Source organism: Nocardiopsis sp. iso_40 (genome assembly GCF_056173285.1).
Genome location: NZ_CM149666.1, coordinates 2,843,428 through 2,854,928 on the forward strand (window position 1 = coordinate 2,843,428; position 11,501 = coordinate 2,854,928).

The following is an 11,501-nucleotide window of genomic DNA, read 5'->3' on the forward strand; positions in this document are numbered from 1 at the left end:
TTGCGGGGGGTGGGCAAACAGGCCGTGCGGGCGCCGCCCTCCCCGGGACGGGAGGAGGTCCGCACGCCCGTACACGCACAGGACAGATCCTAGGGCGCGGCGGCCCCGGTCACGGGGCGCGGTTCCGGGGCGGTGGCGATCCCCTGCTCCACTGCCATCTCCCTGACCAGGCGCGGGGCGCTCCAGAGCGTGGGAAGCAGGATCAGCCCCACCGGCACGGCGGTCACGACGATGAAGGACTGCAGGGCCCGGACCCCGTTGTCGCCCACGGTCAGCAGGACCACGGCCGCGGCGGCCATGCCCACACACCAGAGCGCCCGAACCGTCCCGGACGGTTCACCCGAGCGCATGCTGGACGAGGAGATGGCGTAGGACATCGTGTCGAGCGTGGACGCGAAGAAGATCAGCGTCACGATGACCACGAGCAGCGCCAACAGGCCGCTCGCCGGTAGGGCCTGGACGATCGCCAGGGCCGCCGCGGGAAGCCCGTCCTCGGCGTAGGGGCCGGAGACCGAGCCGGGGTCACGCTGTTCGAGCCACAGGCCGCTGCCGCCCAGCGCGGTGAACCACAGGCAGGTGACGACCGCGGGCAGCACGGTGGCGCCCAGGAAGATCTGCCGGACCGTGCGCCCCTTGGAGATCCGCGCGATGAAGATCGCCATCAGCGGTCCGTAGCCGATGAACCAGCCGAAGAAGAAGACCGTCCAGTAGCCGAGCCACTGCTCGTCACCGCGGAACAGCGCCATGGGCACGAACTCGCGTACGTGCACCGCGCCGGCCTGGAGGAACAGGTCGACGACGTAGGGAAGCGAGGACAGTCCGACCACGGCCGCGATGAGAGCCAGCGCGGCCCAGACGTTGATCCGGCTGAGCAGTTGGATGCCCCGGTCGAGGCCGCTGAGCACCGAGACGGTCGCCACGGCGGTGAGCCCGGCGATGATCACGGCCTGGGTGCCGAGGCCGCCCCCGAGGCCGAACACCTCGCCGCCGATGTAGGACATCTGCAGGCCGAGGAATCCCACCGGGCCGACGGTTCCGGCGACCACCGCGACCACACAGCAGATGTCTGCGACCGTGCCGACCCAGTGCGTGCGGATCCGCTCTCCCATGACCGGCCACAGCAGCGTACGGGGCCGCAGGGGCATGCCCTTCTCCACACCGCGCATCATCACCAGGGTCGCCAGGGAGCCGCCGATCGCCCAGGCGGGGAACCCCCAGTGCAGGAAACTCTGCGCCAGGGCCACGGAGGCGCCCGACATGCCGCCCTCCAGGTGCGCGTACTGCGGCGGCGGGTCGACGTAGTGCGCGACGGGCTCGGCCGCGGCCCAGAAGACACCGCCTGCGGCGAGCAGCGTGGTCAGGACCATGGCGACCCACCGGAACCAGCCGAACCCGGGAGTGTCGGTTCCGCCCATGCGGACCCGCCCGTACCGGGAGAAGGCCAGAACCGTGGCGACGGCGAGGGTCGCCAGGAGCAGGACCTGCCAGTAGGCGCCGAACCACCGGCTCGACCAGGCGAACGCGGTGTCCACGGCTCCGCTGACCCGGGCGGGCACCGCCAGCGCCGTCAGCACGAACACGGCCAGGAGGCCGCCGGACACGCCGGCCACCCAGGGGTCGGGACGACGGCCGGCTTCGGGCACGGGTGTGTTCGGGGCTGAGGGCATGAAGAAGAGGACTCTCCTCGGTCGGGGAGCGCCGGCCGGGACGAAGTGTCCGGTCGGTGCGCTGCACGGCACGCCGAAAGGCGGTTCGGAGACGGAGACGGTCGCCGCTGCGGCGCCGAAGCGGTGGGCAACACGTCGAAAACACCCCGGAGCACGGGGGGCGACCCGGGCGAGTCTATGTGTGTTTCCCCAGTAGGGAGACGGTGTGGAGAGTGGGAACGAACACCTGTGGGTGTGTCCGTGAACGCTTTCGCGGTTCCGGATCCCTCCGTCGCGGGACCGGGGGCGCCCCCGGTCCCGCGACGGACACCGGGCCCCACCGGCCTGCCGGGTCGCCCCGCGACCGGTGGACTATCCTCGTCCCGGACGGCCACGCGCCTCGTCCCCAGGTGTCCCGCGCACGCCCCGAGCCGGTAGGGAACGGAAGAACCATGACCGAGCCGAACTCCGTCTCCCGGGACGGGCTCCACCGCGTCGACACCCCCGTCGGCCCCGTCCTCGGAAGGGTCCGGGAGGGGGTCGTCCGCGCTCTGGGAATCCCCTACGCACGGGCCGAACGGTTCGCGCCGCCCCGGCCGGAGCCGGAGTTCACCGAACCGTTCCACGCCATCCGGCCCGCGCCCGCCGCGCCCCAACTGTCCTCCCCGGTGGTGGCGGGCGCCATCGAGGGCATCTCGGTCGGTCGCCACGACGAACACTGCCAGCGGCTCTCGGTCACCTTCCCCGCCGACCGGGCTCCGGACGAACACCTCCCCGTCATGGTGTGGATCCATGGCGGCTCCTACGTCACGGGCGCGGGCGACCTGGAGATCTTCGACCCCACGAGACTCGTCACCGAGCAGCGCGTCATCGTCGTCGCCCTCACCTACCGTCTCGGGGTGCTCGGTTACCTCCGGATCGGGGACACCGCGCCCGCCAACCTCGGCCTGCTCGACCAGATCGAGGCGCTGCGCTGGGTGCGCGCCAACATCGCGGCGTTCGGCGGGGACCCCGACCGGGTCACCCTCTTCGGCCAGTCCGCGGGCGGTGACGCCGTCGCCCACCTGATGATCAGCAGGGGAGCCGAGGGGCTCTTCCGGCGTGCTGTCGTCCAGAGCGCCCCGCTGGGCCTCCTCTCCGGCCGCGCCCGTATGTCCGAGGCGATGTCCGAGGCGGTGGGCACCCCCGCGCCCGGGACCCCGGCCGCTGCCCTGGTCGCCCTGGAGGCGAAGGCGGGCAGCGCTGCCAAACGCTTCGGTCTGCGCAGCGCCATGCCGTTCGGCACCCAGTACGGGCACGCACCGCTGCCCGCGGAAACCCTCCGGGACCGGGCCTGGCGCGCGGCGGCGCCCGGGATCGACGTACTCATCGGGGCGACCAGCGAGGAGACGGGGCTCTTCGCCGAGTTCATCGCGCCGGTCCGGAGGCTGAGCGGCCTGCCCGTCGTGGGCGCGTCACTGCGCCGCCTCCTGGTCCGGGCCACCACGGACCTCATCTACACGGCGCCCGCCAAGCGGTTCGCCCGCCGGCACCGCCGCGCCGGGGGCAGGGTCACCCGCTACACCCTCACCTGGCGTCCGCGGGGCAGCCCCTTCGGCGCCGCACACATCGTCGACGTCCCCCTGCTGCTCGGTACCCGGCGGTCCTGGGAGAACGCCAGGCTGGTCGGCCGGACCGGTTGGGCGGAGCTGGACCGGCGCGGCCGGGCGGTACGTCGGCTGTGGGCCGACTTCGCCCGCACCGGCACGGTGTCCCCGGAGGCGGCCGCGGCCGCCTCCGGGAGCCTGACCGTGCACCGTTCCTGAACGGTCTGCGGCGTTCGTCGACAGTGCCCGGGAGTGAGTCCTGGGCTCCGCGCCCCGGAACTGCGCGCACCTCGAACGGTGCTGGATGTGCTGGTCTCCCGCGTACCGGCCTCCCTCTGACCGGCCACGTGCGTCGTGTGCGCGCTCCGTGACGTGTCCGCGGGTCCCCTCACGCTGCGCGGGGCACCCCACAGCCTGTCCTTCTGTCCGCCCCGGGCGGGTGCGGGTCCCCTTGCCGGCCGGTTTCGGAAGCAGCGGACACCCTGCCGAACCGCGGGACCCGTCAGGAACGTGTTCCGGTGATGTTTCGGTCCGCTCTGGTCCGGTCAGGGCCCTGAACAGGACCCGTAAGCGTGAAGGGAGGCAACCATGGTGGACAGTGCTGCCGAAGTGATGAGCCCGATCGTGCGTAGCGTCACCCCCGACACGCATCTGCGTGAGGTCGCCCAGAACATGCGGGACGAGAACGTGGGCGACGTCGTGGTCACCGAGTCAGCGCACCTGCACGGCATCGTCACCGACCGCGACATCGTGGTGCGCTGTCTGGCCGACGGCGGCGACCCGGACAGGGTCCGCGCCCAGGACGTGTGCAGCACCGAGCTCGTGACGGTACCGCGCCAGAGCAGTGTCGGGGACGCCGTCCACGCCATGCGCTCGGCCGCCGTGCGCCGTCTGCCCGTCGTCGAGGGGGACGAGGTCGTGGGTGTGGTCACCATGGGCGACCTGGCCCAGACGGTGGACTCCGACTCGGCTCTCGCCGACGTGAGCGCGGCCGAGCCCAACACCTGACCGGAGCCCCGGGCCGGGGCGCCCGTCCGGTACGGGGGCCGGGCGGGGCCTCGGCCCGTAGCGGGCCCCTCACCCGAGGGGTCCGTGGACCAACTCGTCGAGGGCCGCGCTCCGCGGCCCGTGGTTTGGAGGTGAGGGCGGTGCCCGGAACGGACGAACTCCCGGACACCCTGCGCCGGTCGCCCGAGAAGGCGCAGCGCACCTGGATCGAGGCGCACGACAGCGCCGTCGAGGAGTACGGGGAGGGCGAGCGCGCCCACCGGGTCGCCTTCGCGGCGGTCAAGCGCAAGTTCGAGAAGGTCGGCGACCGCTGGGAGCCCAAGGAGTCCAAGGGCCCCTCGGACGAACAGGCCGAGAACCCGAAGGCCGGCCGTCGGCCAGGTCGCGACAGGCCCACGGCCGGTGGCGTCGACGCCAAGGCCACCAAGGAACACCTCTACCAGCGCGCCCGCGAGCTGGACATCGCCGGTCGTTCCCGGATGCGCAAGGACGAGTTGGTGGAAGCGCTGCGCAAGGAGAGCAACCGCAGGACCTCCGGGTCCGGTCGCTCCGGCTGATCCTCGCCGAATCCGGCTGAACAAAGCGCTCCGGGGCCGGGAGGCCCCGCACTCCGGGCCCCGCCGCAGCGGCGGCCCGACCGGGAGGACGGCTCGTGCCGCCCTCCCGTCGCGGGCTCAGCTGCCCTGGATCTCGCCCCCGGTCGGGGCTAGGGTCTCGCCCGTGTAGTAGGACGAGAGCCGGTCACTGGCGAAGAACACGTAGGAGGGCGCGATCTCGTCCGGGTCGGCGGCCCGGCCCATGGGGGCCTGCTCGCCGAAGCCCTCGCTGCCGCCTTCCCCGAGCGTGGCCGGGATGAGCGGTGTCCACACCGGCCCCGGGGCCACGCAGTTGACCCTGATGCCCTGGTCCCTCAGCACCTGGGACAGGGACAGGGACAGGTTCATCACCGCCGACTTGCTGGCGGCGTAGTCGATCAGCGAGTCGTTTCCGCGCAGGCCGTTGATCGATCCGGTGATGATGATCGAACCCCCTTCGGACATGTGCGGGAGCGCCTCGCGCACCGTCCAGAACACCCCCATGACGTTGACGTCGAAGGTACGGCGCAGCTGCTCGGTGGTCAGGTCCGTGAAGTCGTCCACCGGGTGCTGGGTGGCGGCGTGCTCCACCAGGACGTCGATCCCGCCGAGCTCCTCCACGGCCCGTCGCACCAGGTGCGAGCAGTGGGACTCGTCGGCCAGGTCGCCGCGGACCCCCACGGCCCGGCGGCCCTGTTCCTGGACCAGGCCGACGGTGCGCTGGGCCTCGGCGTCCTCGCTGAGGTAGCCGAAGACGACGTCGGCGCCCTCCTTGGCGAAGGCCACCGCGACGGCTCGGCCGATCCCGGAGTCGCCCCCGGTGATCAGGGCGCGTTTACCCCTGAGCAGTCCCCGGCCCTCGTAGTCGCGCATCTCGTCGCGGGGCTGGGGGTCCATGGGTTCGGTGCGGCCCGGGTGCGGTTGGCTCTGGGCCGGCGGTCGCGTGCTGTCCATGCTCGTCCTCCCTTGCCGTTGGCCGCCCTGCCCGACCGGCCCGGTCGGCACACGCGGCTCACGGTCCGATGCCGGGGCTTTGCCCGACTGCCGATTCGGCCGCCGGTCCGGTCAACGGGGCCCGTCCGGGCCCTCGCGGCCCGGCTCCGTGCTGGTCGGATGCCAGCCGGTGAAGTGCCACACCTGGGGTTCCTCCAGGCTGAGGGGGCGGTACTGGGCCACGGGCGGCGAGGGTCTGAGGTCTCCCGGCTCGGGCAGGTCGGCGCCCAGTTCGTGGAAGGGCACCCGGAGGATCTCCCAGCGCGTGTACACGTCCTCCATGACCAGGCCCGCGTAGGCGCGCGGGCCTCCCACCAGGCTCACCGGCATGTACGCGTCGTCGTCCTGGACCGCGTCGTCGGCGATCCGGTCCGTGCTTTCAGTGATGCTCATGTGCCCATCCTGCGGTGGATCGTGCCGAGCCGGGGAGGCGGCCCGCCGGGAAAGGGCCGATCCGTCCGACAGTTCGGGGCTCCCCGCACGGTTCGGAGGGCTCCCGGGGACGGATCCGCGGCTTCCGGGCCCGGGCGGGGCCTCAGCCCCGCAGGTGTTCGGGTGCGGCCCGGCGGGTGCGGAAGTCGCGGGCGCCGGGTGCCAGGGCGGCCAGGGCCGGGGCCAGGACGCACAGGGCGGCGCAGGCCAGCAGTACGTTCTGGGCGCCGAAGGTCTGGGCGGCCGGGGCGATCAGGGCCAGTCCCACCGGGGCGAAACCGTAGGCGAACAGGAAGTCCAGGGAGGACACCCGGGCCAGCTTGTCCGGGGCGACCTCGCGCTGGGCGGCGGTGAACCACGGGACGTTGAACAGCTCCACGCCCAGGCCCACGACCGCGTAGGCGGCGAACACCCAGACGGCGCCCACGGGGAAAACCAGGCTCAGCGGGGCGAGGGCGTACAGCCCCAGGCCGAACAGGGCCCACCAGCCCTGGGCCCGTGGTTTCCACCGGGCGACCAGCAGGGCGCCGGCCAGCGCGCCGGCGGTGTAGGCGGTCAGGGCCCCGGCCAGCACGGCCTCGGTGCCGTAGTGGTCGCGGCTGGTGAGGGGGAGCAGGACGTTGGTGGCGGAGTAGCCCAGGGCGATGACCACGGTCAGGGCGCCCAGTCCGGCGAGGAACCAGGCGTGGCGTCGGGCCTCGGTGAGGCCCTCCGTGAACTCGACGTGGAAGGGCGAGCGGGCGGGGCGTTCGGCGGGGGCGGCCCCGCCGCCCCGGGGCAGGAGCGCCGCGGCCAGCCACAGGGCGGCCGTGACCAGGAGCAGGGCCCCGGGGCCGGTGACCGTGGCCAGCAGTGCGGTCAGCCCGGGGGCGAGGAAGGTGACCCCGCGCACGGAGAAGGTCAGGGCGGCGTTGGCCTGCTGCCGGTCCTCGGGGGCGACGACCTCGGCGGTCAGCGCCTGAAAGGCGGGCCGGCAGGCCCCCTGACCCACGCCCACCACGGCGGCGGCCACCGCCATCAGCGCGGTGGAGGTGCCCAGACCCGCGGCGAGGACGGGACTGGCGGCGGCTGCGGCGAGGCCGGACCACAGGACGACCGAGCGGCGCGAGTGGCGGTCGGCGAGCAGTCCGCCGAGGGGGACCGCGACCAGGAAACCGGCGGTGCGGGTGGCCAGGACCAGGCCGAGTCCCACCGCGCTCAGCGAACCGTGCAGGACCGCGAGGCCCAGGATGAACGGCATCGCCCAGGTGGCCAGGCCCGAGGCGGTGGTTGCGCACCACAGGCGGACGAAGTCCGGTCGTAGGAGCGGGTTGCGGCGGCGCTTGAGCGGATCGGTCATGTTCGGCGTCGTCGTTGACACGGAGAGTACTCATCTCGGTTCGTTGTGTGTGCGTGCACCACTATAGTGAAAACGGTTATCAATTGCGTCTTGGTTGGGCGACTCGCCCTCCCGGTTGCGAGGTTCGCCCGACGGGGCGATGGATGTCCCGTCCGCGGGGGTTGGCGCCCCCGGGGAGGGGGCAACGAGATTCCGTGGGGCGCGCGGATTCCGGCGGACGGAGCGTGACAACGATTATCGTTTTCGCTATGGTCGGCGCAAGTGCCGCTCCCCGGAGAACCCCCGTCACCGGACTCCGACCCCCCCTGCACACAGCCCCCTCCCCCCGAAAGGACCCGAGTGGACCCCTCCCAGATCGCCCAGCTGCCCCCTCCGCTGCCGCCCGAGCAGATCATCGGCCTCAACCAGCCCAGGGCCGACCTCCACACCCTCCGCGGCTACACCTGGAACGGGTGGGAGTTCGACGTTCCCCCAGGGGTCTTCCTACCCGGCGCGACCAGCCGCATGATCCACCAGCGCATCCTCGACGACGACATCGACGTGCGCGGACGCGTCTACGCCGCGATGGGGGCCGGGCTCGGTGTCGAGGCCGTCGTCGCCGGGCTGCGCGGCGCCGGACGCGTCCTCGCCGTGGACGTCCACCCAGCCAGCGTCGCGGCGGCCGAGCACAACTACCACCGGCTCGTCGGGCCCGGCGGCGGGAGCGAGTTCGTCCCGCTGGTCTCCGACCTCTTCGCGGACCTGCCCGAGGGCACGAGGCTCGACACCGTCACGTTCAACCCCCCGGCGGTGAGCCAGCCCGTCAGCGACGACCCCGACATCGTCCGCAACGTCTGCGCGGGCCGCCCCGTCACCGACGCCTTCTTCACCCAGCTCGCCGAGCGCGACCTCCTCGCCCCCGGCGGAGAGGTCTACTTCATCGCCTCCAACACCGCCGACCTGCGCCAGATCATCGGACACGCCGCCGACCGCGGTTTCACCGCGCACGTCCACCACCTGCACGACTGGGACGACGGAGTCCTGACCTACCTGTTCCGCCTCACCAGGGAGACCGGCCAGTGAGAGACCTCGAAGAGCTGCACCGGTCCGTGCTCGCCACCCCCGACCTCCCCGTCGCCACCAGCGTGTTCTGGGTCCACCACGGCACCCGCCTCGCCGGGGGCGAGGTCACCTACCTCAACCAGTACGTCCTGGTGCGGATCGGCCGGGCCTTCGGCGCCTGCGCGTTCGAGGCGGGCGAGGTGGACCCCGGCGTGTGCGCCGAACTGTCCGGCAGCCCCCTGGCCGACCTCCTGCGGGGCCCCGCCCCGGTCCGGCTGGCCGCACTGGACGCCTACCTGGGCCAGGCCGAACCGCACTCCGAGGACGTCCGCGCCGAACGCCTCACCCTGCCGTACGGCACCCCCGAGGAACGGGCCGTCGCCCGCGACCGGGCCATCGCCGGACTCCTCCCCGACCCCGACGGCCGGCGAATCGCACTGATCGGCGTGGTCAACCCGCTCGTCGCGGCCATCCGCGAACGGGGCGGCGAATGCCTGCCCTGTGACCTGAACCTGCGCCGCACCCAGTGGGGCGACCCCGTCAGCACCGACATGGACGAGGTCCTGGCCGAGGCCGACGCCGTCGTCGCCACCGGGATGACCCTGGGCAACGGCACCTTCGACCGCATCCTGGAGCGCTGCCGGGAGCGCGCGGTGCCGCTGGTCGTCTACGCCCAGAGCGGCAGCGCGGTGGCCCGGGCCTTCCTGGGCTCCGGCGTCACCGCCCTGTCCGCCGAACCCTTCCCGTTCTCGCAGTTCAGCGCGGAACCGACACATCTCTACCGTTACCGATAAGGAACCCACGAGTGACCCTTGGAACTGGACAGGCGACCTGCCACCACGGCGAGATCCTCCAGGGCGTGTTCCTGGACGGGCGGGGACGCCCCACCCGTGGCCTGGTCACCCTGCCGATGGCCGACCCCCGCACCCGTGCGGTGTTCACCCCGTTCTCGGCCCGGGCGCCCCGCCGCGTCGTCGTCGACCCGCCGGACCGGGCCAAGGCGGCCCGAGCCGCCGAGCTCGCCGTCGCCGAGTGCGCGCGCACGGGCGGGGTGCGGCCGGTCGGCGGCTACCTCCGGGTCCGCGGCGGTGCCGTGCCGGGGCTCGGTATGGGGTCCTCCACGAGTGACGTCACGGCGGCCGTGCGCGCGGTCTCGGCGGGACTCGGTGTGGAGCTCCCGCCCGCTGCCGTCGCCCGGGTGGCGGTCGCCGCGGAGGGTGCCAGCGATCCGGTCATGTTCGGTGACCGGCCGCTGCTCTTCGCCCAGCGCGAGGGCCGGGTCCTGGAGGAGCTGGGGCCGGATCTGCCGGAGATGGCAGTCGTGGGCTGCCTGACCGGAAGCGGCCAACCGGTCGACACCCTCTCCCTGGCGGGTACCGCACGGCGGGGGGACATCGCCGTCTACGAGAGGTTGCGTGCCATGCTGCGTACCGCCATCACCGAACGCGACGTGGCCGGGGTCGGGCACGTGTGCACCGAGAGCGCCGTCCTCAACCAGCGTGTACTGCCCAAGGAGGAACTCGGTGCGCTCCGGGAGGTCGCCCGGGGCTGCGGGGCGGCGGGCATCCAGGTGGCGCACAGCGGCAACGTGGCCGGGGTCCTCTTCGACGCGGCCGACCCCGAACTCGGGGCCCGCCTCGAATCGGCGGTCGACCGGCTCGGTCGGCGGGGGCTCGCCCCGCACCGCGTCTTCTCCACCCCCACCCGGGTCACCGTCGCCCCGGGGCCGTCGAACCCGAGCAACTCCAAGCCGAACACCGCCGCGCCCAACACCCCCGCCCGCGGCGGGCACCCGCAGGTCCCATCCACCCAGAGCACCGGGGAGCGATCTTGGACGAACACGTCTCCGAAGCCATCGCCAGACCTGATCTGATCGACCTCGGCGCGGGCCTGCTGTGCCTGCGCTTCGAGTCCATGAAGGTGGCCTCGGCCCTGGCGGCCGTACGGCACCTGCTCGACACCGGGGCGGTCCGCCCCGGCGACACCCTGATGGACAGCTCCAGCGGCATCTACGCCTACGGACTGGCGCTGGCCGCCCACCGGTACGGGTTGCGCTGCCACATCATCGGCTCCACGACCATCGATCACACCCTGCGCCTGCAGCTCGCGGTCCTGGGCGCCACCCTGGAGCAGATGCCGCCCTCGGACGACCTGGGGCTGGACCAGAACCGCCGGGTCCGCCGGGTCAAGCAGGTCCTACGGGAGCACCCGGACTACCACTGGATGCGCCAGTACCACGACACCGTGCACGGTCTCGGCTACCGCGCCGTGGCCGACCGGATCCGCGAGGAGGTCGGCGCCGGGCCGTTGACACTGGTGGGCGGGGTGGGCTCGGGTGCCTCCACCGGAGCGCTCGCCCGCTACCTGCGCCAGAGCGCCCCGGACACCCCATTGGTGGGCGTCCAGCCGTTCGGCAGCGTCACCTTCGGCAGCGACCACGTCACCGACCCGCAGATCCTCATCGCGGGCATCGGCAGCTCCATCCCGTTCGGCAACGTCGACCACACCCTCTACGACACCGTCCACTGGACCGGCTTCGACGCCGCCCTCGCCGGAAGCGTGGACCTGCTCCGCCGCCACGCGGTCTTCGCCGGGCTCTCCACCGGTGCCGCCTACCTGGTGGCCCGCTGGGAGGCGGCGGCCGACCCCGGCAGGCGGGTGGTGTTCGTGGCCGCCGACACCGGCCACCGCTACGTCGATTCGGTCTTCGCCCGCCACGGGCAGGCCCCCGAGGTCGCCGACCTCTCCCCCCGGGAGGTCGGCGACCTCAAGGAGCTGGCCCCGCCCTGGTGCCGGATGGAGTGGGGTCGGCAGCCGGCCCCCGACCAGGCGGTCCACCTGGACGACTGAGCCGCCCGCGCGCCCGGGGGCCCGGCAGGGG

The 11,501-nt window shown here is 73.0% G+C and carries 11 protein-coding genes; 7 read left to right on the plus strand and 4 right to left on the minus strand.

The window, feature by feature from the left end; all coding sequences use genetic code 11:
- Nucleotides 1-89: 89 nt before the first annotated feature.
- A complete protein-coding gene (locus AC0VYD_RS12320) occupies nucleotides 90-1,667 on the minus strand; it encodes a BCCT family transporter (RefSeq protein WP_475480003.1) in 1,578 nt (525 codons plus the stop codon).
- A gap of 431 nt (nucleotides 1,668-2,098) precedes the next feature.
- On the opposite strand from AC0VYD_RS12320, the gene AC0VYD_RS12325 reads away from it, so the two are divergent.
- The 3 genes from AC0VYD_RS12325 to AC0VYD_RS12335 all read left to right on the plus strand — a co-directional run bounded on the left by AC0VYD_RS12325 (nucleotide 2,099) and on the right by AC0VYD_RS12335 (nucleotide 4,797).
- Complete coding sequence (locus AC0VYD_RS12325; protein ID WP_475480004.1) at nucleotides 2,099-3,451, plus strand: carboxylesterase family protein; 1,353 nt, start codon at nucleotides 2,099-2,101, stop codon at nucleotides 3,449-3,451.
- A gap of 369 nt (nucleotides 3,452-3,820) precedes the next feature.
- Nucleotides 3,821-4,240 carry a CBS domain-containing protein gene (locus tag AC0VYD_RS12330; protein ID WP_475480005.1) on the plus strand — a complete coding sequence of 140 codons (420 nt, stop codon included), beginning with the start codon at nucleotides 3,821-3,823 and terminating at the stop codon, nucleotides 4,238-4,240.
- Between the two features lie 140 nt (nucleotides 4,241-4,380).
- Complete coding sequence (locus AC0VYD_RS12335) at nucleotides 4,381-4,797, plus strand: ChaB family protein (RefSeq protein WP_475480006.1); 417 nt, start codon at nucleotides 4,381-4,383, stop codon at nucleotides 4,795-4,797.
- 117 nt (nucleotides 4,798-4,914) lie between these two features.
- Here AC0VYD_RS12335 and AC0VYD_RS12340 read toward each other — a convergent pair whose 3' ends face one another.
- From AC0VYD_RS12340 to AC0VYD_RS12350, 3 genes are all read right to left on the minus strand, one after another.
- On the minus strand, nucleotides 4,915-5,769 hold the full coding sequence (locus AC0VYD_RS12340; protein ID WP_475480007.1) for an SDR family oxidoreductase: 855 nt from the start codon (nucleotides 5,767-5,769) through the stop codon (nucleotides 4,915-4,917).
- 111 nt (nucleotides 5,770-5,880) lie between these two features.
- Complete coding sequence (locus AC0VYD_RS12345) at nucleotides 5,881-6,201, minus strand: hypothetical protein (protein WP_475480008.1); 321 nt, start codon at nucleotides 6,199-6,201, stop codon at nucleotides 5,881-5,883.
- A gap of 142 nt (nucleotides 6,202-6,343) precedes the next feature.
- On the minus strand, nucleotides 6,344-7,579 hold the full coding sequence (locus tag AC0VYD_RS12350; protein WP_475480251.1) for an MFS transporter: 1,236 nt from the start codon (nucleotides 7,577-7,579) through the stop codon (nucleotides 6,344-6,346).
- Nucleotides 7,580-7,918: 339 nt separating this feature from the next.
- On the opposite strand from AC0VYD_RS12350, the gene AC0VYD_RS12355 reads away from it, so the two are divergent.
- Genes AC0VYD_RS12355 through AC0VYD_RS12370 form a run of 4 tightly spaced genes read left to right on the plus strand, consistent with a single transcriptional unit; the run spans nucleotide 7,919 to nucleotide 11,470 of the window.
- Entirely contained in the window at nucleotides 7,919-8,641 is a 723-nt protein-coding gene (locus AC0VYD_RS12355; RefSeq protein WP_475480009.1) for a class I SAM-dependent methyltransferase, read from the plus strand.
- Nucleotides 8,638-9,414 (plus strand): Rossmann-like domain-containing protein, encoded by a 777-nt coding sequence (locus tag AC0VYD_RS12360; RefSeq protein WP_475480010.1) that lies wholly within the window; start codon nucleotides 8,638-8,640, stop codon nucleotides 9,412-9,414. Before AC0VYD_RS12355 ends, AC0VYD_RS12360 begins: the two co-directional genes overlap by 4 nt.
- 11 nt (nucleotides 9,415-9,425) lie before the next feature.
- Nucleotides 9,426-10,493: a GHMP family kinase ATP-binding protein gene (locus tag AC0VYD_RS12365; protein ID WP_475480011.1), complete on the plus strand. Its 1,068-nt coding sequence runs from the start codon at nucleotides 9,426-9,428 to the stop codon at nucleotides 10,491-10,493.
- Entirely contained in the window at nucleotides 10,451-11,470 is a 1,020-nt protein-coding gene (locus AC0VYD_RS12370) for a pyridoxal-phosphate dependent enzyme (protein ID WP_475480012.1), read from the plus strand. The genes AC0VYD_RS12365 and AC0VYD_RS12370 overlap by 43 nt, the downstream gene beginning before the upstream one ends.
- Nucleotides 11,471-11,501 lie beyond the last annotated feature (31 nt).